The sequence below is a fragment of the Sporosarcina sp. D27 genome (assembly GCF_000586555.1).
Lineage (GTDB): Bacteria > Bacillota > Bacilli > Bacillales_A > Planococcaceae > Sporosarcina.
This window is the reverse complement of the sequence record NZ_AZUC01000057.1, coordinates 1-24,802: the sequence shown is the minus strand read 5'-3', so window position 1 is coordinate 24,802 and position 24,802 is coordinate 1. Positions and strand designations below refer to the sequence as shown.

The 24,802-nt window shown below is 42.9% G+C and carries 20 protein-coding genes; 10 read left to right on the top strand and 10 right to left on the bottom strand.

The features are described 5' to 3' along the window. The first annotated feature begins 12 nt into the window (after nucleotides 1-12). From N693_RS0115340 to N693_RS0115320, 5 genes are read left to right on the top strand one after another with little or no spacing between them, the layout of a single operon-like run. A complete protein-coding gene (locus N693_RS0115340; RefSeq protein ID WP_025785712.1) occupies nucleotides 13-1,032 on the top strand; it encodes an ABC transporter ATP-binding protein in 1,020 nt (339 codons plus the stop codon). Beyond that, entirely contained in the window at nucleotides 1,023-2,027 is a 1,005-nt protein-coding gene (locus N693_RS0115335; RefSeq protein WP_025785711.1) for an ABC transporter ATP-binding protein, read from the top strand. Before N693_RS0115340 ends, N693_RS0115335 begins: the two co-directional genes overlap by 10 nt. A gap of 43 nt (nucleotides 2,028-2,070) precedes the next feature. Next, nucleotides 2,071-2,829, top strand: a complete 759-nt coding sequence (locus N693_RS0115330) for a sensor histidine kinase (protein WP_051508756.1) — start codon at nucleotides 2,071-2,073, stop codon at nucleotides 2,827-2,829. A 15-nt stretch (nucleotides 2,830-2,844) separates the two neighbouring features. Then, the gene (locus tag N693_RS0115325) at nucleotides 2,845-3,555 is read left to right on the top strand and encodes a helix-turn-helix domain-containing protein (RefSeq protein ID WP_025785709.1); all 711 of its coding nucleotides are present in this window, start codon (nucleotides 2,845-2,847) and stop codon (nucleotides 3,553-3,555) included. Beyond that, nucleotides 3,552-4,847 carry a hypothetical protein gene (locus tag N693_RS0115320; RefSeq protein WP_025785708.1) on the top strand — a complete coding sequence of 432 codons (1,296 nt, stop codon included), beginning with the start codon at nucleotides 3,552-3,554 and terminating at the stop codon, nucleotides 4,845-4,847. Before N693_RS0115325 ends, N693_RS0115320 begins: the two co-directional genes overlap by 4 nt. A gap of 414 nt (nucleotides 4,848-5,261) precedes the next feature. Here the strand turns inward: N693_RS0115320 and ehuA are convergent, their stop codons facing one another. From ehuA to N693_RS0115285, 7 genes are all read right to left on the bottom strand, one after another. Beyond that, nucleotides 5,262-6,038 (bottom strand): ectoine/hydroxyectoine ABC transporter ATP-binding protein EhuA, encoded by a 777-nt coding sequence (gene ehuA / locus N693_RS0115315; RefSeq protein WP_025785707.1) that lies wholly within the window; start codon nucleotides 6,036-6,038, stop codon nucleotides 5,262-5,264. A gap of 41 nt (nucleotides 6,039-6,079) precedes the next feature. Beyond that, the gene (gene ehuD / locus N693_RS0115310; protein WP_025785706.1) at nucleotides 6,080-6,766 is read right to left on the bottom strand and encodes an ectoine/hydroxyectoine ABC transporter permease subunit EhuD; all 687 of its coding nucleotides are present in this window, start codon (nucleotides 6,764-6,766) and stop codon (nucleotides 6,080-6,082) included. Next, nucleotides 6,763-7,392 (bottom strand): amino acid ABC transporter permease, encoded by a 630-nt coding sequence (locus tag N693_RS0115305; RefSeq protein ID WP_081760252.1) that lies wholly within the window; start codon nucleotides 7,390-7,392, stop codon nucleotides 6,763-6,765. Before N693_RS0115305 ends, ehuD begins: the two co-directional genes overlap by 4 nt. Before the next feature lie 134 nt (nucleotides 7,393-7,526). Then, nucleotides 7,527-8,393: an ectoine/hydroxyectoine ABC transporter substrate-binding protein EhuB gene (ehuB, locus tag N693_RS0115300; protein WP_025785704.1), complete on the bottom strand. Its 867-nt coding sequence runs from the start codon at nucleotides 8,391-8,393 to the stop codon at nucleotides 7,527-7,529. A 757-nt stretch (nucleotides 8,394-9,150) separates the two neighbouring features. Continuing rightward, nucleotides 9,151-9,603, bottom strand: coding sequence for a hypothetical protein (locus tag N693_RS0115295; RefSeq protein ID WP_025785703.1), 453 nt, complete (start codon nucleotides 9,601-9,603; stop codon nucleotides 9,151-9,153). Next, the gene (locus tag N693_RS0115290) at nucleotides 9,603-10,400 is read right to left on the bottom strand and encodes a DUF3100 domain-containing protein (protein ID WP_025785702.1); all 798 of its coding nucleotides are present in this window, start codon (nucleotides 10,398-10,400) and stop codon (nucleotides 9,603-9,605) included. The genes N693_RS0115295 and N693_RS0115290 overlap by 1 nt, the downstream gene beginning before the upstream one ends. 299 nt (nucleotides 10,401-10,699) lie before the next feature. Further along, on the bottom strand, nucleotides 10,700-10,885 hold the full coding sequence (locus N693_RS0115285) for a DUF4177 domain-containing protein (RefSeq protein WP_025785701.1): 186 nt from the start codon (nucleotides 10,883-10,885) through the stop codon (nucleotides 10,700-10,702). Between the two features lie 134 nt (nucleotides 10,886-11,019). On the opposite strand from N693_RS0115285, the gene N693_RS0115280 reads away from it, so the two are divergent. The 4 genes from N693_RS0115280 (at nucleotide 11,020) to N693_RS19725 (ending at nucleotide 16,710) form a co-directional block, all read left to right on the top strand. Then, nucleotides 11,020-11,937, top strand: coding sequence for an NADP-dependent oxidoreductase (locus N693_RS0115280; RefSeq protein WP_025785700.1), 918 nt, complete (start codon nucleotides 11,020-11,022; stop codon nucleotides 11,935-11,937). Nucleotides 11,938-12,654: 717 nt separating this feature from the next. Then, on the top strand, nucleotides 12,655-13,233 hold the full coding sequence (locus tag N693_RS19390; RefSeq protein WP_037593487.1) for a hypothetical protein: 579 nt from the start codon (nucleotides 12,655-12,657) through the stop codon (nucleotides 13,231-13,233). A 105-nt stretch (nucleotides 13,234-13,338) separates the two neighbouring features. Next, on the top strand, nucleotides 13,339-15,093 hold the full coding sequence (locus N693_RS0115270; protein ID WP_025785698.1) for a sulfatase-like hydrolase/transferase: 1,755 nt from the start codon (nucleotides 13,339-13,341) through the stop codon (nucleotides 15,091-15,093). A 192-nt stretch (nucleotides 15,094-15,285) separates the two neighbouring features. Continuing rightward, entirely contained in the window at nucleotides 15,286-16,710 is a 1,425-nt protein-coding gene (locus tag N693_RS19725; protein ID WP_025785697.1) for a VWA domain-containing protein, read from the top strand. A 146-nt stretch (nucleotides 16,711-16,856) separates the two neighbouring features. On the opposite strand, the gene N693_RS0115260 is transcribed toward N693_RS19725, so the two are convergent. From N693_RS0115260 to N693_RS20755, 3 genes are all read right to left on the bottom strand, one after another. Next, nucleotides 16,857-17,405, bottom strand: a complete 549-nt coding sequence (locus N693_RS0115260; RefSeq protein WP_025785696.1) for a signal peptidase I — start codon at nucleotides 17,403-17,405, stop codon at nucleotides 16,857-16,859. Between the two features lie 69 nt (nucleotides 17,406-17,474). Beyond that, nucleotides 17,475-18,170: a hypothetical protein gene (locus N693_RS0115255; RefSeq protein ID WP_025785695.1), complete on the bottom strand. Its 696-nt coding sequence runs from the start codon at nucleotides 18,168-18,170 to the stop codon at nucleotides 17,475-17,477. A 238-nt stretch (nucleotides 18,171-18,408) separates the two neighbouring features. Beyond that, the gene (locus tag N693_RS20755) at nucleotides 18,409-22,596 is read right to left on the bottom strand and encodes a S8 family serine peptidase (protein WP_025785694.1); all 4,188 of its coding nucleotides are present in this window, start codon (nucleotides 22,594-22,596) and stop codon (nucleotides 18,409-18,411) included. Between the two features lie 530 nt (nucleotides 22,597-23,126). Here N693_RS20755 and N693_RS0115240 point away from each other — a divergent pair. Continuing rightward, nucleotides 23,127-24,392 (top strand): helix-turn-helix transcriptional regulator, encoded by a 1,266-nt coding sequence (locus tag N693_RS0115240; protein WP_025785693.1) that lies wholly within the window; start codon nucleotides 23,127-23,129, stop codon nucleotides 24,390-24,392. The last annotated feature ends 410 nt before the right edge of the window (nucleotides 24,393-24,802 follow it).

Sequence of the window (24,802 nt, the reverse complement as noted above, 5' to 3'; positions counted from 1 at the left end):
GAGGATTTTCCGATGAACAAAGAAGTCGTACTACAAGTGAAGAATTTAAAGACCCATTTCACCACTTCAAAGGGGACTGCAAAAGCCGTGGACGGTGTAGATTTCACACTCCATAAAGGGGAGACCCTCGGGATTGTAGGTGAATCCGGTTGTGGAAAGTCGATTACCTCCCTTTCCTTGCTGCGGCTCATCCCTACTCCTCCAGGGAAAATTGTAGAAGGCGAAATCTTACTCAACAATAAAGATATTGTAAAAATGAAGGAAGAAGAATTACGCAAAGTCCGTGGAAACCAGATATCCATGATTTTTCAAGAGCCGATGACGAGTCTGAACCCGATTATTCCAGTTGGTGAACAAATTGCGGAAACCATCCGTTTACACCAGCGTCTGCCTCGGAAACCGGCATGGCAAAAAGCAGTGGACCTGCTGGAAATGGTCGGCCTCCCTTCACCTGAAAAGCGCGCTAAGCAAGAGCCGTTCCAATTGAGTGGCGGAATGCGCCAGCGCGTTATGATTGCAATGGCCCTAGCATGTACGCCAGAAGTTTTGATTGCCGATGAACCAACAACTGCGCTAGACGTAACAATCCAAGCTCAAATTTTGGAGCTCATGAAAGACTTGCAAAAACAAATCGGCATGAGCATTATCTTCATTACCCATGATTTAGGGGTTGTTTCTGAAGTATGTGACCAAGTGGCAGTCATGTACGCTGGTCAAATCGTTGAGCATCGAAACGCTAAGGATCTATTCAAAACACCATTACATCCCTATACGCAAGGGTTACTTAGTTCTCTTCCAAATATCCATGAAAACCAGCAAGAACTTCAAACAATCGAAGGATCCGTCCCTAGCCCCTATGATTATCCAGTGGGCTGCCGCTTTGCAGACCGGTGTCCACATGCACGGGAAATTTGTCGAGCTGAAGCTCCTGATTTGTTGGAGACGAATAATGCAGAGACTAAAGTCCGTTGCTTCATGCATACAGAGAAATGGGAAGTGATTGAAGAGAAGGAGGAATTGGTATGTCCATAACCACGAAGTCACCCATTTTAGAAGTGAATCACTTAAAACAATATTTCTCACTAAAAAAAGAATCACTTTTCTCACCAAAACAAACCGTGAAGGCAGTTGACGACATCTCCTTTAAACTATATCCTGGCGAAACGCTTAGTATCGTTGGTGAGTCAGGATGCGGAAAGTCAACAACAGGACGCTCCATATTGCGTCTCGATGAACCTACAGAGGGAGAAGTTCTATTTAATGGTACTTCCATGACGTCTCTCAGCAAAAAAGAACTCCGAAACGTCCGAGGTGATATTCAAGTCATCTTCCAAGATCCATATGCATCGTTGAATCCACGTCAAACGATCCGCAAAATGCTTCAAGAAGCCATGTCGATTCAGAAAGTGATGCCGAAGGAACAAATGGAAGCACGCCTGCTTGAACTTATGTCCCTTGTTGGTCTTCGTCCAGAATACTTAGAGCGTTATCCTCATGAGTTTTCAGGCGGTCAACGTCAAAGAATCGGTATTGCCCGAGCACTATGCGTGAACCCTAAAGTCATTATTTGCGACGAGGCCGTTTCAGCACTAGATGTCTCGATCCAAGCTCAAATTATTAACTTACTAAAAAGCATGCAGCGGGATCTTGACTTAACCTTCCTTTTCATATCGCATGACTTAAGCGTGGTACGTCACATTTCGGACCGTGTAATCGTGATGTATTTAGGAACAATCGTCGAAATTGCGGATAAAGACTCGCTCTTCGATTCACCTAGCCATCCTTATACAAAAGCCTTGTTATCTGCAATTCCATCAATTGATGAACAACATAAAAAAGATCGCATCATTTTAAAAGGGGATGTCCCTTCTCCTATCGATCCACCGACCGGCTGCCGATTTCATACACGCTGTCCCTTCGCTACCGATTATTGTAAAAAGGAAGTCCCTGCATTAAGATCTTTATCAGAAACCCATCAAGTTGCTTGTCATTATGCAGAAAGTTTACTCAAAGAAGAAATCGTCTGATAAGATAGGAACAACCCGTTTCTGGTTGGAGGTTTTCAAAGTGATGTCCATCGAAACTTTTTCACTCTATGTTTTATTTTGCATACTAGCCCCCCTAGTTGGGGCTTTTACACTTGCCTTTACGATGATCTTCGAAAGTAGATTTGACTTTCTCCAGAACGTTGCAAGCACCTCGAAGCTAGAAAAAGAATTGCAATACGCCCAGTATTATCAGTTGAACCAGCGCATCAAGCCTCATTTCTTTTTCAATACGCTGAACACGTTGCTCAGTCTCGCAAGATTGGACCGGAAAAACGAGTTGATTTCAAGCCTTGAAGTGATGTCAAAGTTCATGAGATATAATTATCAGACAAACGAAAAGCTTGTTCCGATCATGGATGAAATTGCGTATACGAATAGTTATTTAGACATTCAGCAATTACGCTTCGGGCACCGTGTCCAGGTTCATCAACAAATTGCTGAAGAGGCTAAGAAAGCGTATATATTGCCTTTCGCACTTCAAACCATGGTGGAAAATACATTTAAACACGCTTTTGAAAAATTTCCTGGACAGGCAGTTCTGAGAATCATTATCTTTCGCAATGACAACTTGCTGCATGTGGAGGTGTGGAATACCCATCTTAAACAATCAATAAGCGACCACGATGACTTTTCTCGTGAAGATGGTTTAGGAGTAGCTAACATCCGAGAACGACTCCATCTTTTGTTTCCAGATGAGCTCGCCACATTCGACATGTCTTATATCGGAGAAGAAGCATGTGCCAAAATCATCATTCCTTATCGAGAAAGTCACACAGTATAACAAAGGAGTGAGTACATGTATATTTTATTAGTAGATGATGAACCTCTTGAGCTGGAGCAGCTAGAGTATTTAATGAAACCTCACTTCCCCTATTGGACTTTCTTCAAAGCGACAGATGCAATCACAGCGATAACAATAGCAAAATCATATAAGATTTCCCTCGCATTTCTGGACATTCAAATGCCAGGAAAAGATGGATTGTCCCTCGGCATGGAACTGAAAGCGATGTACGATTTGGATATCATTATGGTGACCGCCTTTCAATCCTTCGAGTACGCTCAGCGATCCATTCGAATTGGTGTGAACGACTATATTACAAAACCGGTAATTGAAAAAGAGCTCGTCCAAATTCTCCAGAAGTATCATAAATGGAATGCTAAGTCAGATGCCATCCAGCAAGCGCTTCATATAATCCATGAGAAATACGCAGAAAAAATCCCTTTAGCAACAGTCGCGGCTAAAATCCATTTAAGTCCTACATATTTGAGTCGGAAATTCCTAGAAGAAATGAACATTGGATTTGCAGACTATTTAAATTCATATCGATTGGAAATGGCAAAACGCATGTTGATCAACGAGCCGGAAGCAAGTATTTCTGCGGTTGCAGACCATACAGGGTTTAATAGCCAACATTACTTCAGTTCCCTTTTCCGTAAAAACTTTGGCCTCACACCAAGTGCATATCGTCTACAAATTGTGGATTCAACCGAGGTTAAGCCCGTATGAAGCACTATAATCACTACATCACCGGTGCAGTCACACTAGGCATTTCAACCGCTATTATCTCCTTACTCGCACGATGGATTACTGCGAATACGATATTATCCTCTCCAGAAGCGCTCATTAAGTTCGGCTTAGTTGGCAGTATCGGCTATTCGTTCATGGGAGCTGTCGCGCTCCTTTTATTCGGATTCATCTCTGTTCGTATCCGTACGTATTATCCGGACTTGCTAACGCTTGGTGACTTATTTCAGTTGAGGCTTCGTAAAGACGGATATTACTTAATGTCTTCCATTATTCTTTTTCTTGGATTGGATTCACTTTTTATGCAAGCAATCGGTGCTTCTGTTCTTTTTGAACTATTACTCGGGATTCCCGTTTGGGTGTCCCTCTTCATTTTTTTTATATATACATTTCTAGTTGCAGGCATAGGCGGCATGAAATGGATTCGTAGGTTGGAAGGCCCTGCAATAGTATTCATTTTTAGTGCCATCATTTTCATTCCGATGTTTTTCTTTATTCGAGAAGGGGCAACAAACATCTATTATGGAATAAGGTTGCTTCACCCTTATCTGCTCTTCACCAACAATCAAGAATCCGTCTATTTCGCTGCCACAGCCATGCTCATCGGATTCGGTCAAATGATATCCGACCGTGCAACTTGGCAACGTCTTTACTTGATTGACTTGAAGAAAGTACGAGTCAGTTTTTACTTAACCGCATTAGTTTGGATTACAATCCCGCTCTCACTTGGCGGCATGCTCATGATTGTCATTTACGACCAATCATTCACCGAAACCTTCTCGTTGTTATTTGAACTCGTGAAAAAAATCGAACCCTTATTGCTCTTATCAATCTTCTTTTTATTTTGTTTCAGTACAATTTCCAGCACAACAAACGCAGAATTACACGCCACAACCGTTCACTTTGTGCGTCATATCCAATACAAATTGCATCCTACTATGAGCGATAAACAATTGTATAAGGCTTCCTATCAATTCTCAGGAATTTTATTATTCGTGCTTTTAGTCATCTCGCTCTTCTATAACTTTGATGCACTAGAATTTCTCTTTTTCTTCGGCACCCTATATGCAGCATTGATTCCAGTAATGTTATTTGTCATACTCTCTAGACGAAGACTCTCTCGTCTATTACCCTATGCTGTACCCATAGGTGCAATCAGCGTTCACTTAGTCCCTGCTATCAGCGAACCTCTTCCATCGATTTGGTTCAGTTTTCTCATTTCACTAGCAGTCTCCTTTATCTCTATGCTTTTTGCAGAACGGGAGTTTTTCTGAAAAGAAGTAGTTCTCGCCAGTTTGGATGAGGAATGCTTCTTTTTTTTATTTTTGCGATTCAGCTAGTACTTCGCAATTGCACAACAAAATCAAGCGTAGCTGGCCATTAATACGTTACATCGATTAATTTGTGCCACGTTTCCGATTAATCCCCTATCTTGCCGATTACCTTTTTTGCGTGCATTTTGCTAATAGAAATAAACGCTTCGCTACCAATTCCCCCCTTTAATCAGTTGAATTGTGTCTCGTTATCGAGAAACTGCGCTGAGTGTCGGAGAAATCTAGAGATGTGATGGAAAAAAACTTATAAGTGATGGACAAAGCTCCCTGAGTGATGAAGAAATGTTCATAAGTGATCAACAACACAAAAAAGACCCATCTCTCCAATGCGAGACAGGTCTCTTCTATATAATATTATCGATTCACCGTAAAGCGACTTAAGAAATCTTGTAAACGCTCACTTTTCGGGTTCACTAAAATGTCTTCAGGATGCCCCTCTTCCTCAATCACACCATCGTTCAAAAAGACGACGCGGTCAGCGATATCGAGTGCAAAATCCATTTCGTGCGTGACGAGAATCATCGCCATTTCGCCTTCTTTCGCGAGATCACGGATGACTTCGAGCACCTCACCGACAAGCTCTGGGTCAAGAGCCGACGTCACTTCATCAAACAACATGACTTTCGGACGCATCATGAGCGCCCGCGCCATCGCAACCCGTTGCTTTTGACCACCTGAAAGTTGAGCTGGATACAGATCGATTTTATCGCCCAAACCAACCTTCTCTAGCATTTCGACAGCCGTCGCTTTCACTTCTTTCTTACTTTCATTTTTCACAAGGACCGGCGCTAGCATACAATTTTCGAGTATGGTCATGTGGGGGAAAAGGTTGAAATGTTGAAATACCATTCCTATATCTCCACGAATGGAATGCAAATGAGAATCATCCGCTCTCACCCATTCACCTTTTTTCTCCATTTGCCAAAGGTTTCTTCCACCTACATCGATCACGCCCATCGTTGGTTCTTCGAGCGTCATCAGCATTCTGATAATCGTCGTTTTCCCGGAACCACTCGGTCCAATCAGTGCAACTTTTTCGGCAGGCTGAATGTCCAGATCTATTCCTTTCAATACTTCGATATCCCCAAATGATTTATGGACATCCTGATATTTCACTATTGGTTCATCCATTCGAAATCTCCTTTATCATAAACATATTGGCTCTCATTCCCTTAAGAAGTCATTGCTTTTTTGTCAAACTTGCGGTTATATTTCTTCTCTAATTTGCTGATTAATATCGCAGATGGATAGCTCAACAACAGGAAGAACAACGCTACAACCGTTAACGGCTCCACGAACTTGTAGTATTGCGATCCATAGTCATTCGCAATATGAAGCATAGCTACAACACCGATCGTCGACGCTAGTGGAACTTCTTTAAACATGATGATTAAATAATTCCCAAGCATCGGGATTGTCGGAGGAATTGCTTGAGGAAGAATAATTTTTGTCCACTTTTGTCTTGTGGATAAATTCAATGCAGTCGATGCTTCCCATTGTCCTTTATCCACAGATTCAATTCCAGACCGGTAAACTTCAGACATGTACGTGCTGAAGTGGATTCCAAGTCCTAAAATCGCTGCAACGAATGGATTCAGCGACACACCTACGACCGGGATTACCGGCCATGCGTAAAATATGAAAAACAATTGGACAAGCGGAGGCGTCGATCTGATGAATTCTGCGATCCATCCAAAAATACTGCGCACAATCTTCGATGGAATGCGGCTCATGAACACCCAGAAGAATCCAAATACCGCAGCAAATAAATAACACGCAAACGTTAAGCCCACTGTAATCCAAAGCCCTTTTGCAATAAGCGGAATGGTCTCAAAAAATACGGTCCAACTCCAATTCATCCGAGAGCCACCCCTTTCTTCGACACCCTCTCCATTTTTTTAGTGAATCCAATGAGAGGCAACGCAATCACGAAGTACATCACGAGGAGAAGTAAATAGACTGTCGGGGAATCCGATAAATGTGTGCTTCGGTAAATATTTCCGTAGTACAGCAAATCCGTTAATCCAATTAAAGAAACGAGTGAAGTCGCCTTCAATATTTGAATCAAGTAGTTACCGTATTCAGGGAGCATCATCCGAACCGCTTGCGGAATAATAATGTGACGCATGCGTTGGAACTTCGATAAGTTCAGTGCAATCGAAGCTTCCGTCTGCCCAGCAGGAACCGCTTGAATCGATCCCCTGACAATCTCAGACATATATGCGCCGTAGTTCAAAGAAATGGCCAGCACTGCGACCCAAATGTCACTTCCCAGATGGATATTAAAAAGACCTGGAAGTGCATAGGAGAACCAAAACAATTGGACAATCAATGACGTTCCTCTAAAAATTTCAACATAGAAACCGGTTACCCCTGTAACTAACCGATTCGTTGAAACGCGCGATAGCCCTGCGACAAGCGCAATGATCGTACTACAGATAATCGAGAGCACGAGCACCAGCAGAGTCACTTTTAAGCCCTGCATGAGGGTAGAAAATATATCGGGTAAAGAACCCACAAACACCACTCCATTGTGTACGATTTAATAATCTTTACTAGTTTACGAGTTAATAACCTAGAAAAGGGTCATGCCGAACACGGCGTGACCCGATCGTTTTCTTAGTAATTTTCACCGCTACAAACACTTTCAGTCGTAATGTCGTCATCGACCGTGTTCATTTCTTCAGTAAAACCAAACGGTTCAATCAATGCCGCAATTTCGCCGTTTTCCTTCATCTTTTTAAGCTCCGCATTGTAAGCTTCACGTAGCTCATCGTCTTCGTTCAAGAACGCTGCAGCCCCATAACTAGGAACACCTTCGATTTCCGGCTGTTCGAATTCATTTACAAACTCAAGTTTGTCGATGTTAGCAGATTCAAGTGCCATTTTAATCGTCATTTCTGTTCCTGTTGTCACAGCCGCACGACCTGATTCAACTGCTGAAAATGATGCTGGAATGTCCGGAACCATCATGATTTGGCTCTCAGCGACGCCTTCTTTAATCATAAATTCCTTCTCTGTCGCACCACTCATGACCGCAACTTTCACATCAGGATTCGCAGCAATATCTTTATAACTTTTCAAGTTCATCGGATTTCCCGTTTCAACGATCAATCCTTCACCATATTTAATTTCCGGTTCACCAAACGCTACGTTTTTACAACGGTCAGGTGTTATCGCCATTCCCGCTGTAATGACGTCAAACTTGCCTGCGCCTAATCCTGGAATCAGGTTCCCGAACTCCGACAACTTCCCGTCGACTTCGTCTATCCCCAGGTTTTCAAAGACCGCTTTGGCAATAGCAACCGCAGCACCTTGCAATTCCCCATCTTCTTCATACGCATACGGTTTCTCATTGGCAAAGCCGACTTTGACAACGCCTTTCTCTTTCAAATCTTCTAGCTTACTACCACTACTGTCCTTCCCACATGCTGCTAAAACGACTAACAACATGAGTGCCAAAAACCCAACCAACGATTTCTTCATTAGTCTCCTCCTTGATATTTTCATAAAACAAATTTCCAGTACACTATTAACCGTATCATACCTAATTTTTCATTACAAACCGATTTCGGTGATTTCCACAGATGGAAATAAAAGCAAATAATTGTTTAACGTAGTAGTGATAACGGTTTCAAGAGATCTAAAATGCTAAAAAAATAGTTTAAAAAGTTTTTTCAATAGGCTAAAAGTATTTCATTTTGAACGAATTGTGAATTTGACTTATTTTTATTTCTCTAGAGAAAACAACAACTTTTATTCGTTTTTTAATCATAAAATGAAAGTCCATTTTAATACTACAATTCCCTAAGCCATATACATGCGATAGACTGCGTAGCCCATCCTTAAACAAGCACAGCGCTACCAAACACCCCTAATAAACCATTGAATTGTGTCCCGTTATCGAGAAACTTCGCTATGCGTCGGAGAAACCTTGAGCCGTGATGGAGAAACACGCCCGACTGACGGAGAAATCACTTACAGCGTCGGACATTCACCGCTATGTGTCGGAGAACATGAAATTGGCCATGCGTAGTTGAATTGCCCATCCTTAAACAAGCACAGCGCTACCAAACACCCCCTAATAAACCATTGAATTGTGTCTCGTTATCGAGAAACTTCGCTATGTGTCGGAGAAACCTAGAGTTTTGATGGAGAAAACCTTCTAAGTGATCAACAACGTCATCCGTACACAAAAAAGACCCAGCCGCTCAAATGCGACTGGGTCATCCCTATCCTCTATTTAAATAATCCCTTGGAAACGTAATATAATCTCTGCAATGACTGCCGAGCCGAGGAACGTTCCAATCATGACAAGGCTTGCGACGATCAACGTACGCCAGCCAAGCTTGACGAAATCAGACCATGAACGTCCAATCGCAATCCCAGCATATGCTAGAATTGGTGTCGTCAACGCTAACAACTGAACTTGAGTTGTCCATTCTACGACTTTATCAGACCCTGGGAACCACGGCATCGACACGACCACTCCAATGATGGATATGTAAGCGATACTCGGGAAATTCAAAGGGATAATCTCTTTTAAGATGAACCCTGCCAAGCAGATACCAATTAGGACCGCCATACCTGGAAGCGCAGAAAGCGGGAAGATATCGTAACCGATCCAGTTTCCGATTAGTCCACTGACGCCTACTATAACTAATAACAATACCCATTCTTGAATATTTTTCAGCATCAATACCCCTCCTTCTTCCGAGTCATCCACCCATATAATTTTTCAGTGAGTGGCAGTGCGATGAAGATACTGACCCAAAGACCGCTTGATAAGGAGAGTAAGTTACTCGCTCCTGAAAGCGCAACGATTTGCGTCTCAAGATCCGGAAAAGCTGCGATCAGCGATCCACTTGCCGCAGCCATCATACTCCCACTTCCAACACCTGAAGCCAGCGCAAACGAAAGGGGACTGAGTGGTGTAATCGTCGCAAGAAGCCCTGACAACAAGCCTAAGAACACTGCACCGAAAACTGTCCCGAAAATATACATCGCCATGACTCCGCGACCTTCCGGCGAACCCATTCCATATTTATCCATTATCAAGCCCACGTTCGGCTCACGTCCAATCGAGTGTGTCATCCCGATTGCTTCGCGTTTCATCCCTAGCCAAATCGCAACAGGCAGTGCAATCAAAATCGTAACAAGGTGACCAAATTCTTGAAGCAAAAGTGCAGGTCCTGCTGCAATCACCTCAGGAAGCGAAGGTCCGATTATGACCCCGATTTTCGCAAGCAATAATGAAACACCTAGCACTATAATTGGCTCTGCATTAATCGACTGACGCTCCTTCACAGCCGGTGTAAAGTACAAAATAATTCCTATTCCGAGCGCGTACAACATCGGCAACAACAGGATGACCCCTGGGCCGATTTTGATGCTGAACGTACCAATCAATTCCGTAACAATTACTATCGCTAAAACAATGGCATGCAACCGCCAATCTTTCCATAATCCCATTGCCGCATTTCCATCCTGCATGTTAGTTCTTCCCCCTTCACCTAATGGAAATTGAATCATTATCTCCCTGATTCATTATCCGCCTATAATTTCTGATTAAACTGATTTCAAAATCGTCATCAATTTACCTCTCAATGACGCACTCCATAAATTCTTTGTGAACATCCACAAAAATCTATGTTATGCAGTATACAAGATAATTCAGTCAAAAGGAAGAGATATTTTATCGTAGTAAAGCATTAACAAAAAATGTTATTTGAAAATAAGTAAAAAGCTTATCTACCGACCAGCAGATAAGCTTCTCAAAGTTCATATGTTTATCACATGTTGTCTTCCTTTTCAAATACAGTTTTCAAATCCGTTGTACTATTTGTAGTCATAGAAAACGGAATGATTGAATTCAGCCGCCATCCTTTCACAGCATTCTTCTCCATAACCTGCTCCACTTCCTCTTTAGGTGTACCCTTCCTACTACTCTTGATGGTCAAGAATTTATATGTGTACATTGTGACTCCTCTTCTTTTAGAACAGAGAGATTTAGTGATTTATTGGAAATAAACTTGCAATCCTCTCTTACCACTTCAGCAATAACGTTATGATATACTGAATTTACTAAAATCTCTAAAGGAGTTGCACCTACATGAAAGCAATCGTTAAAAGGAGTGCCGCACCAGATGATATCGCGTTTGAAGAAGTGAAGGTTCCTACAATCGATGATGATGAATTACTTGTTCACATAAAAGCTGTCGGCGTCGGAATTCACGACTCCTATTTTCTCCCTCAGGTAATCGACTATCCCTATCCAATTGGAATCGAAGCCGCTGGTATTGTTGAAGAAACCGGGAGTCTAGTAACCAACTATCAAAAAGGGGATCGCATCGCTTTCGTTAGTATGATGCAACCTAAAGGCGGCACGTGGGCTGAATACGCAGTGGTCCAGCAAGACTCACTCATCTTACCCATCCCTGTAAATATGGATTTTGCAGAAGCCGCTGCAGTACCAGTCGCAGGCAACACCGTTTTGCGTGCGCTCACTGCACTCCATTTGAAAGAAGGCGATTCCGTATTCATCGCCGGCGCTTCGGGTGCAATCGGTACATTCGCCATCCAGTTTGCCAAAGCGCGTGGCTGGAATGTGGCAGGATCCGCTTCCCCTCAAAACCACGACTACATGAAATCTCTCGGTGCTTATAAAACTGTCGACTATAATGACCCGAATTGGGCGAACGAAATACGTGATTGGATGCCTAACGGTGTCGACGCAGCGATAGCCATCCAACCTGGCACAGGAACTGAAAGTATGCACGTCGTAAAAGACGGAGGCACTGTCATCACCATTTCTGGTGATCGCATCGAGCCAGAACGCGGCATCACTGCTGCATTCGTCCCTCATAAGGCGGATGTTGGGGATGAAGTCAAACAGCTCATTCAAGAAATCGCAGCGGGTACATACAAGCTCGTCATTGAGCAAACTTATCCGTTCGACGAGGGACTTGCGGCGCTAAAAAAGACTCAAACCCGTCACGCTCGCGGCAAGTTAGTACTGACTTTGGAATGAAATCTCTGCCCCCTGTCCGCTCTGCGGAACGGGGGGTTTTCTTATGCCTTTTCAAGGACGAATTATGTCCCGTTATCGAGAAACTCCGCTATGTGTCGGAGAAATCGTCCGGTGTGATCGAGAAACATCCTAAGTGTCGCAGAAACCACTCGCAATGATCGGCAATCCTTCTTAAGTGTCCGACAAGTTACTATCACTGGCTCCCAGTGGAGTAGCCCCTCCTCAAACAAGCGAAGCGCACACAATTAATCCCTTAAAAGCACTTGAATTGTGTCCCGTTATCGAGAAACTTCGCTATGTGATGGAGAAATGGACAGATGTTATCGAGAAACCTCGCTAATTGCCACAGAAACTACTCGCAATGTCGGTCAACCCGCCCCAAGTGTCCGACAACACACCAACCCTCAATCCACCTCCAATTCCCCCCACCCATCTCATCTATACATTTCCTTTCTATTCTCCATCCTTCGCACATACCATTTACAAGGAAGAACATTACAACCCAACGCCAGTCAACAAGCACTACCCAACATTAAAAAAGGAGTGACACCCATTAAAACTTGTCCAGTTTGCAACCACACGCAACTTGACGGAAATTTTTGCGGGGAATGCGGAAACTCGTTCTCCGCCATACGCAAGCGAACGGCATCTGTAGAAATACCGGTCTCGTCACCAAACGAACCCCTTGAAAAGTTAAAATCAGATGCAAAGAATTTCATGCAATTCCTATTACAACAACTCAAAACACCATCTGCCCACTTTCACACGACGAACACTGCACTCCAAAACAGCTTTCTCAGTGTCCTTTTATTCATCCTACTCACATCCGCCACCTTCTACGCTGCATTCCCAACAAGCCTTACAGCTCTCAGTCCAACCTTTTTCCAAGTCTGCCTCTACTTAAGTATCTTCTTTCTTCTAGTTGTCGTCGTAAATCTCATCGCAATCACGAGCACGGCCAAATTATTCTCAATCACCGAATCCGTCTCAGAATGCACTCGAAAATTAGGGGGATTCTATGCCATTCCCATTGCACTTTCCGCAATAAGCCTGCTGCTCACATTCGTTCATTCCTTCACTCTATCCACTATTCTTCTAGCTATCGCCATCTTCATCGCGTTCATCCTCATTCCTTTAATCACAATCACAAAAATCTTATTCAAGGAACCCACATCCATTGATAGTTTTTACGGTATCCTTTTCTACATCGCCGTCACAACAGTCGCCTCCATTCTTCTCGCAACGTTCATTGCCGATACGGCTATTGGAGAGATCTTGAGATTCCTGCAATTCTAATGCTATTCACCCTCCATTCACCTTCCACCCTACGCGAATCACACGCTCGTTCGAACTCGTCCGTCATACACTAGAGGGTACTTACAAATTAGGAAGGTGAAACTTATGAAAGAACATCATACAACTCCCAATTGTGATTCGGGGAACAAACAGCCGAATATTCTATTCCTAATGGTCGACCAAGATCGGTTCCCTCCTGTATATGAGACGGAAGAGTTGCAAAAGTGGACCCGCGAAAACTTAATAGCGCAGCAGCTGTTGATGAAAAACGGAATGACATTTCTTAACCATTATGCCGGCAGCACAGCTTGTGCACCGAGTCGGACGACATTATATACCGGGCACTATCCATCCTTACACGGAGTCACACAAACACCTGGCGCAGCGAAAGGATCCTATGACGCGGACCAGTTCTGGTTGGATCCTAACACAGTTCCTACAGTCGGAGACTACTTCCGCGCTGCCGGATATGATACATTTTGGAAAGGAAAGTGGCACGCTTCTGAGCAAGATATTGTAATTCCCGGTACGAAAAACGCATTGCCGAGTTACAACACAATCACAGGGGCCCCTGATAAGAAAAAAGAGAGGATTTATCGCGAAGGAGACCGTTTAGGAGAGTTCGGTTTTTCAGATTGGATTGGACCGGATCCCCATGGTACCGACCCACGAAATTCTGGGTCATCTGCAGGTTTTGGAACGAGTGGACGGGACGAAGTCTATGCAGCGGAAACAGTGGAATTGATAGAAGCATTGGAACGAACTTCGAAGTGCGAGGTAGAAACAACGCCGTGGTTCATCCAATGTTCGTTCGTGAATCCCCACGATATTGCGCTGTTTGGGATATTTTCAGCGCTCCTGCCTTCATATAAGTTCGATGTAGATCCGACACTTCCGCACATCCCACCCGCTCCGACCACCCATGAGTCACTAGCAACAAAACCTTCTGTGCAAGACAGCTATCGCCTCACCTATCCAAAAGGATTGCAGCCAATCATTAACACCAATTTCTATCGCCAACTGTATTATAGCTTGCAGAAAAAAGTGGACGACGAAATGATGAAGGTACTCACTGCGCTTCAACAATCCAGTTTTTCAGAGAATACAATCATCGTCTTCACATCCGACCACGGTGAACAACTTGGTGCACAAGGCGGACTTTATCAAAAATGGTATTCGATGTACGAAGAATCCATCCATGTCCCCTTCGTCATACACAGTCCTCAGCTTTTCCCTCATGCAAAACAGACAACTACCCTTACGAGTCACGTCGACATCTTACCGACACTACTTGGATTGGCTGGAATTGACGCAGCTGAAATCCTGCACAAATTAGCGATTGATCATACGGAAGCTCGACCTCTTGTCGGAAGGGATTTAACACCACTCATAGAAGAACGTCAAACATTCTTCCGCGCAGATGAACCACTGTACTTCATGACGGACGACAACGTGTTCAAAGGAATTCATCAAACAAACCTCATTACAGGAAAACCTTATGAATCCGTCGTCCAACCAAGTTCAATAGAAGCTATAATTGTCTCACTTAAAACTGGCCCTGCCGGTAAATCAGAAATCTGGAAGTTCGCCCGCTACTTCGACAATCCCCAGTTTTGGACGGATCCAGGCGTCAGCGATACGACATTTGTGGATGAAGACGGCTGTGTCGTTGAGGTCGTCAAAACAGAACCCGTTCCTGACCAATTTGAAATGTACAATCTAGCGCACGACCCGCTTGAAACGAAAAATTTGGCAGATCCAGGTTGCTGCTCCCCTGAAACCGAAGCGATTCAACGTACGCTTCTGAATATGCTCGAAGGTCAGCGCTGTCAGAAGCGATTGAAGCCAAAAAAGGGTTGAGATGGCTATGGAAATTCAGAGTAAAAAAATGTCTTTCTACTGAGAAATCCTCTTCCCGAATTATAAAGGGCGAGGATTTTCTTCTTGAGCAGTAATAACTGTCCATGACGAAACTTCTAATTTACTTTGATGAAACTATCATTGAGAATTTCCGTATACATAGTAAACCTTTCACAAGGAGGCTGTTTATGTATGAAGACGAAGTTCGCTTTGATCCTACTCACTGCATGCATCGTGATGGCAGGATGTTCAAAAGGTGCAGAAACCGATGATGAAAAAGTGACGGCCGTCGTACATGAAGACGACAAGAATAGCGGAGAGAAAGAAATGGATGATAAAAAAACGGGGACTGAAACGTTCACCGCAGGGTCGCAGGCAACTACCCCCGAAGAACTAGCGCAGCTCTCACCCGGAACGTTAACTAAGGATTTTACGATTGAACAGGAAACCTCCATGTGGAGCAAACGGGAGGTCCCTTCCGAAATCAGGGAAAACTTTTTAACTGAGATGAAATCCATAACGGAATCCACTAAAGATCCTAAAGAATTGCATGGTGCACTCATCCACTTACTCGGAGGTGCGAAGTACGGAGAACTCGTTCAGCCACTCATCGACTTTTCCCCTTCGTTCAAGGAACCGATTTTACCGGAACCTCGAGAAATACAGGGAGATGAGGCACAAAAATCTATTCCAACTAATGGCATCATCCTATTAGACGCAAGCTCCAGCATGCTTCTCCAAGCTGACGGGAAACTGAAAATGGATACCGCCAAAAGCGCCGTAAAAGGATTTGCCTCCATGATGGGAAAGGAAAGCGATCTATCCCTTTATGTATACGGACACGCGGGAACTCAAAACAAATCGGACAAACCGTTGTCCTGTGGCACAATTGATGAAATCTATCCGCTAGCAAGCTATGACGAGAAAAAGTTCGACGAAGCGGTCGATCAAGTAAAAGCGAGCGGCTGGACGCCACTAGCTGGTGCTATCAAACAAGCTCGGCTTGATCATGAAGGGACAGAGGCAGACATCACTCTATACATCGTTAGTGACGGAGCCGAAACGTGTGATGGGGATCCAATTGTAGAAGCCAAAAGCTTCGCTGAACTCGCGGAAGATCGTCATGTCAATGTCATCGGATTCCAAGTAGATCAAACTGCAGAAGACCAATTGAAAAAAGTCGCTGAAGCTGGAAATGGGACGTATATGGCTGCAGATTCATTGGAAGAAATGACTTCCAACATCGCAAAAGTCTGGCTACCTTCCGACCTAGATCTCGCTACACTGGTCTATCAAAAACCGGTCGGCTGGCCAGAAGCCATGGCTTACGAAACAGTTCGACGCACAAGCGACAAGATCACATTCGCCATTAACACGGAAAGCGATCGCTTCGCTGGAGCCACCAGCATTCTTGAAAAAGATGAATTGATCGACGAACAAACTGCACAGGAATTACTTGATATAATTGAAAACACTCGAACAAAATACCGTGACATGATGGATGCAAAGAAGGAGGAAAAACGTTCGTTGATCCAGAACGAAGTGGATCGCATCACTACGTTGGTGGATGATTATAAGATACGTATGGAGAACCTGAAGAAAGAACAGGGGAAATGAGGGGACGTCAGACAGCTGATTTGTAAATGTGAACACTGAGTCAAGAACCCATCCACTCTAACTTCAAATTAAAGAAATCCCTCATCTCCGATTTCTCAGATATGAGGGATTTCTCATTTATTTATTATTTCTTTCGCTGAGTACGTTCAGTTCCCTTCCATAGGAACTCCATCCACATCGTCTCTTTTACGACTAAAAATCCCTATTGCGAAATAACCTAATGTCGGAAGAATCACAACCAACAGCATTCCCAACGGACTTTGAATCATCTTCACCAGATACCCAGCATTTGGGATAAAGAATGACTGTTTTCCGAGCAGATTTCCTGCTCGAACCAATTCTTCATCCATCATATTGTTATTATCACCTTTAGTCGCAAAACTGATTTCACCGGAATTGTTGATGACTTCAACGACTCTGTGGGTAATTAAATTCCCGCCACTTTCTCTAAACGTAATAATATCATCTACTTTAACGTTCGACGCATCCACTTTTTTTACGAATAGCATGTCCCCCGTCTCGAAGATGGGATTCATACTATTGGATAGTACGGTTAACGGTTGATAGCCAAAAAAGGAAGTGGGCTCTCCTTTATTCGTGAACTTCTGGTAAGCCGTCATGATCACTAAACCGATAACTACAATGACGAACAGACGAAACACTAGCGAACTGATTTTCTTCAAGCTATTCTTCATAGTTTCACCCCATCTCCCTGTCCAGTACAAGGCAAGGTGTTATGTGTTGCCTTCGCTATTCACTTTTTCTTATTTCGTTTCATAGGTTGATCCATCATCTGTTTGCTTCGCGATTACATTCAGACCTGCTTTGTAAGAAGCCCCTTGGTATTCGTTCCCCGCACTTTCATCCAGTTTGATACCCATCATGATGTCGATATACTGGCCTTCATCCAACTCCCAGAACTGTTCGTTCTCCCCGTCACCTACTAGGATTTCACCAGATTCAATTTGTTTAGCGGATAAAAGAGTACCGAGCATTTCAACGCGATTTTTGCCATCATTATTAGAGGATAAGACTTCATTTGTTGTACCATTGAATAGGTGATCGAGTTTAATTTTCGAATCTTCATAAGCATTTTCATCAGGTTTCACTGTGTATTTCATCGCAATGAATCCGACTTCATATCCCTCTAGAGATGCCTTATCGACAGAATGCGTATACGTCGCTTTAATATGCGCGTCCATATCTCCCGTGTTTGAAATCGATAGCCACTCTCCGTAGTGAAGTTGGGATGGTGCAAATTGCTCGGCTGTGAAAATTGGTGTATCGATATTTCCGCCACCGTTGATCTGCAAGATTCCGTTTTTCATTTCCGCTTGTGCGTTTGACTCTGAAGTGAACCAAGAATACGTTCCAAATCCAGTCGATACAATCAAAGCTCCTGCAAGCGCCGTTCCAAGTAAGACGTTCTTGGACTTCTTCATCCCTTGAGTTTTAACCATTCTCGTATTCCCCCATATTCTTATAGTTAGTTTTGAAACAGATAGCATCATTCAACGGTGTTGATTTGCATTTCAGGTGGACGCTTTCCGAGGGGCTCGATTTCAGCCTCCTCGGTCGCTAACGCTTCCTGCAGGGTCTTCAACCTTCACTGATCCCTCTGGAGTCGCCACCTTCCGCTTCAATCAACGGATATTCTATTAGATTGTGATGACATTAAACTAAAACAAACTTTTCTTATCACTCTGCAGGCTCAAGTCCAATCGACTTCAACAACTCGTTGATGCCTTTGTTACCTATCTTTTCAACTGGCTTTTTCTTCGTATCTTTCGCGCTTCTTAAGAAGTTCTGCTCAACGAGACGGACATCCAGTTCATCCACAATTCCATCGATATTAATGTCGGCCGCTTTGTCCTTCTTTCCGTACTGTGCAACGATGCGCATTACATCCATAATGTCGATCACACCGTCATTATTCACATCACCTGCGAAGTTCATCGGTGGATACGTCCGAGACCAAAGACCTCTCCACTCTCCATCAGAGAAGGTTGCTACATCGACCGTACTCACTGAATTTAAATGCCCAGGTACTTCAACAACTAATTCGAATTTTCCTTTTTGTGCTTTAATGTCTTCGACAAAGAATCCGCCAGTAGATTGTATATCTCCTGAATATTTCTTTCCATCTGGACCTTTCACATAAACTTTCGCACCGATTTTACTTAAATCGACATCATAGAAAATTTCTCCTGTCTCTTCCATCAAACCTTCTGGTGCAAAATATCCTTCCAACTTACCAGTAGACGCCACCAAATCGAATCGTTTTTGCGAGAATGCTTCCATCTTAGTCACTTTGTCGCTATTTACCGCCGTGTACGACACATTATTAAAGAAGAATCCTTGAGAATCTGAATAAGATTCATCACTAATGACTTCAAAGGTAATATCTAGGAAAGCTTGTTCCCCGCTGATCCCTTTTATGTCAGTCCCCTTCAGTGAGGCTCCCAGAGAAGCAATTGTTTCACGGTGTTCATTCTTTAATACAGGTTTTGCTACGTCAATTTCAAGATTATTTTTCTTTGCAAACTGCTTAAACTCCTTATTCGCTTTTACTTTTTTGAACTTGAATAGTTCATTCAAAAATCCGATATCAAACTTTCCACTTTGAAGATCTTTTACATTGTTCAACGTCAATGTAGCCGTAATCTCGTCGCCTTTACGAACCTTAGGTTTGTCATACGAAGCAGAGGCATATTCCATTCCTTCTTTGACAAATACATAGTCGTCAAATCTTGTGCTTGTCCCCATTTCTACTGTTTGTAACGAAAGTTTTAGCGGCTTTTTGGCAGTATCTTCTGGCAAAATCCCAACCTTCATATCTCCATTTCCACCAACCGGAAGTAAACCACTTGGAAACGCGGAGTTCTCATAGTAAACTGTCATATTGGACGACTGGTCATAATTGAGCCCCTTCGACTTTAGATAGTCCATGGATGCATCATAAACGTTTGTGTGAACCCATAACGCATGATGGCCATCCTCATCTGTATACATGGAATCATTCACTTCAATGATTCCGGGCTTATAGTCCTTGAACGAAATTTCTGGCTTCGTATTGTCAACGACCGCAACGCTTTCATCCACGTACGTATTGCCTTCCTTATCTTTTGCGATCATTATGAATTTGTAGCCGCCTTCAGGTAACCTAACGTTTTCATTTGAAATCGGATAGTTTGGATCACCTGTAAATTCATTGACGACTCCTGTAAATCCTTGTGTAATATAAATTTCACTGCCTGGTAAAATGCCTGATGCTCCATAGAGCGATCCCACGTAGCCAACCGGTTTGCCCGTTTCGCCATCTGCAATAACTATATCCACTGTCTCCATCGGACTCTTGAATTTAAACGTGACCGGTGTGAAAGGTATTAAGAACGAATGGAAGTTGTACCAAGAATTTGTGATGACGGGTCTTTCCAATTCTACATAGTCAATCCCTTTGCTCGTCACACGAATCGCAAACGGTACTTGATAACTTTCACTTAAATCACTTTCATTCACAAAGTGCACGTACCCTTCATAGGTTCCTTCAGCCGCGTTTTTAGGCACCTGAAGCTTTGGTTCCACTTTCGTTTCACCGTTTGCTGCAACTGTAACCGTCGAATCCGCTGCAAATTTCACACCGTTTTTCTCAGCATCTTGTCTACCGTCTTTAGCGCCCAAGAATTCTACGTCCACTGCAAACTTCTTGCTTTCTTTGCTGCTGTTTTTAACGACAACAGGTCGTGACACTTCGATTGCTTTACCGTCATCCGATAGATAATGAGAGCGGAACGACAATGATGCGGTTTCATTATTAATTGAAATCACTTCGCCATCCTCGACCGTTTCTGTTTGATCAAGCACTTTTACAGAAGTATCTGCGTGAACGGCGTCGTACGCGTTAATGCGGCCCGCACCTACCTCATACACAGATTGGTCTCCTTTTAGTTCAACGGAGGTATTCATTAATGCTGCTTTCACGTCAAATGGCGTGTAGTCAGGATTCTCCTGCAAAATGAGTGCTGCTGCACCTGCTACGTGTGGCGCCGCCATCGAGGTTCCTTGACTTCTCGCGTATGCCGTATCGTAACTATTGCCTTCAGGATCATTCATATAAGATGGAAACGTTGAATAGATTGCGACACCAGGTGCTACTACGTCTGGTTTGATGTCATAACTTTGTGCGACAGGTCCTCTTGAACTGAAATCCGCTAGATGATCCCCTTCAGATTTCGTATTGTGTAAATCTCCGAACTTGAATGTTGTTTCGCTCGCCTCTGCTTGAGCTTTCAGCTGCTCTCCATCTTTTTTCGACAAACGGAATGATGGAATGTAGCCCGTACTTTCTCCGACATAATAAGGGATCTGACCGTCTTCGTTGTTGTAAACAATAACAGCCGCCGCTCCCGCTTTTTTAGCGTTTTTGATTTTATCGTCAAACGCAAGTGTGCCCCGTTCGATTAATGCAATCTTCCCTGCAAACTCTTTCCCTTCAAAATCTTTCACATTACCTAGCCCTGCAAAAACAACTGGATACGATTGGTTCTGTAACTCTTCAATCTTATCTGTGAAATTTTTAGCTAATAGTTGTACATCTGTAAAACCTAGGTCCTCAGCATTCGCTGTGTAAGTCGGGATGTTTTGTGAGACATCACTCGCTCCAACAGTAATTGCAAGTGCCGCCGTCCCTGGAGCTCCAACTGTCATCGCACCAGGTCCTGCATTTCCTGCTGCTACTGTCGCAACAACACCCGAAAGCATGGCGTTGTTCACCGCAATGGAAAGTGGTGAAAGTGCGTTATTGACGTTCGCACCGAGAGATAGGTTAATGACATCCATTTCGTCTTTTACGGACTTATCCACACCTGCGAGAATCCCGCTAGTCGCTCCACTACCGTAAGGACCGAGCACGCGATAGTTATACAAATCAACTTCAGGTGCAACGCCTTTAACTGCACTGTCGACATTGTTTTCTTGTTTACCTGCAACCGTTCCTGAAACGTGAGTTCCATGAGACGTGTAATAGGCATTTCCATAGTTATCCCGTTCAGGTTTCCCTGACTTTTTCCACGTTTCATACGTTTCTTCCATAGGATCCGCATCGTTGTCGATGAAATCCCATCCTTTTACAGTGTCAGGATTTACCGAACTCGGATCTACACCTTCTTTCGCTGTATATCCTTTATATGCCCCTTGCAAGTCAGGGTGATTGTAGTCGATTCCTGTGTCAAGGACTCCTACTTTAATACCTTGTCCCTCAATTTTTTCATCGTGGAGCTTGTCCACACCGATTTGAGGAACACTGTCGATCATTTTAGGATCCATTGGATATTCTTTCGGATCAGGTAAATCTAGTTGTACCACATCATCTTTCCAAACACGTTTCACTTCTCCGATACGGACTAAGTCTTCCACCTGATTTCCAGGTAATGTTATGGACACACCGTTAAATGCATCGCGATATTCATGAGTGATTTCCACATCAACAGATAGATTTAACTTCGATTTCCCTTGAATGGCTTCTTTAAATTTCCTATGGGATGCTTCAACTTTGTCTTCAGCTTCAAACAGTGTAAGCTGATTTGGATTCTTGGCTTGTTGCACTTTAGCAGGTTCTTGCTTGAATTCTACAATCACATTCACCGGTTGCTCACTCGTGGTATTAATGCCTGGTTGAATTGTAAAACCCGTCTCCGTACGGATTTCATTGAGCGATCGTCGTTGCTCATCGGTCAGTTTGCTTAATATTTCTTTTACATCATTGACGTTAGTCGCAGCGCCTACTGTTTGTGTCGGCTGGAATGCTGCTGCCGGTAATAGCATGGCAGCCAGCATCACTTTTGCAACTTTCGACTGGACTTGGTTCCCTTTCTTACGTTTCCCCATTACGTACACCCCCGAAATTTTAGTAGTTCCACCTTCGAATTCTCGATGTAGACTAGGCGATTGCATTCTGTCTCACATCCGTGACGTTAACGCTACATCATTTCCAAACATTATTGTATTGGGGTAATCTTAGTATTCAGACTATTGTAAAATGTATATTGAACTACATCCCGAATAGGAAGGCATTACAAAAGGTCCTAATTGAAGAAATATAGTAAGGAATAAGGTTCCATTTATTGTAGTTTAATAGCTAAAGGTAATTACATTTTTCAATATATTGTGTATAATTACTTTCAACTCCGAATAGTTCAACAAACGAAACAGCTTATTACAAATTTGCATTACCCCCCAGTAGGTTAAGAGAAAATCGACCACGACTAAACTGATCAATGTCCATATCTTTGAATTCCCCCAATTATTCGGAGAGCGCCTAATGTATATCTATGAACTATGTTTATCTTCAGAAAAATAAGTCTTTTGGTTTATATTCATTTTAAGCAAATAAAATGTTGCGAATGGAGGGATTTGTGATGTATGAAGGCAAAATCATTAAATTTTACCGCCAGAAAGCGAAGATTACTCAAGAAGAGTTAGGCAGGGGGATTTGTTCAGTTACGCATATTAGTAAAATTGAACGTGGTTTAACGGAATACTCTCCTGAAATAACCATGCTCTTGTCGAAACGTCTCCAAATTGATATGGAACAAGAAATAACTAGCTTAGAGAACTTGAAAAGCAAACTCGATATTTGGCATGACTTCATGATTTCTCAAAACCGACAAGCCGCTATGATCCTTCACAATGAGATGAAAGAATACAAACTTCTTGAACTCTCAGAACACGCGACCTATTACAAGCTGCTTGTTGCAAATTACTATCTCACGCAAGGCTGTACGAAAAAAGCAAAAAAACGGATTGATGATATTCAACGAACTGTTGAAGAGTTGTCCGTTTACGAGTCAAACTTATTCAAACACGTACTCGCTTTGTACTATATAGCAATAGATGAATATACAAAATCCATTGATATTTTCAATACCGTTGACTTCAAATTCTATTCCAATCCTTCTATCTATTACGATTTGGCAGTGGCCTATCAGAATGTCCATTCGCCTGTCCTGGCGTATCACTATGCCGAAAAAGCTTTAAACCATTTTAAAAAGACCAATCAATTCCTCCGTATCATTGACACAGAAAATTTGATGCTCATACAGGTAGAGTCTGACCAATATCGCAATTTTAACGATACTATCGAACAGTATGAAAACCTGATTAAACTATGTGACCTTTGTAACTCTATAGAGAAGAAAGCGAAGGTGCTACATAACTTTGCTTATGAACATTTCAGAAGACAGAACTACGATACTGCCGGGCAGCTTTATAAAGATTCCATGGCTTTGAAAGACAACGATTCTCCGCTCTACTTATTATCCTTGGAGGGTTACACGCGTAGTGCACTTATAGGGAATTTCTTACCTCAAGAAGAACTCATTGGGCTAATTGAAGAAGGTCTAGCCATCGCAGATCATTGTGATGAAACTTTGTATCGACTCATCTTCACCTTGCACCGATATTCTGCGTTCCAACAGAAAGATGACTATCATACGTACTTATTCGACAACGTTCTTCCATATTTGAAATCTCATGGATACACATTAACTGCGCAAACTTACGATCGTGATTTGTTCAACTATTATACGGATAAAGGAAATCCCGATAAAGCGCTAGAAGTAGCAGAGCGTTTGATCAATATGGATTATGTGAAACAGGATGAGACGATGGAGTTGGTGGAGTGATATTACATTGAAGGGAATGGTTACTTTGAGACATTATCTAAGTTTTTTCATCGAGGTTAATAATGATATACCCAAAGTCGCTCTACTACTTTCGTTTTCAAATTTAAACATTGAAAAGTCCAATCACTGATACTTAGTGATTGGACTTTTCTATCCATTCAGATGGCATTTCAACTATTTCTTTGAATCTATTTGGTCGCAATAATATTTAAGTTTTCAGGATCCGTATACGAAACCGTACTTAATCCTCAGATTTCCCAGATTGTTTTTCCTTCTCTTTTGCTGCTTTCTCCTGTTCTTTCTTCGCTTGCTCAGCAGCCTTCTCTTTCGCTTTTCTTTCGTTCTCCGCTGCTTTTTCCTGCTCTTTCTTCGCTTGCTCAGCAGCCTTCTCTTTCGCTTTTCTTTCGTTC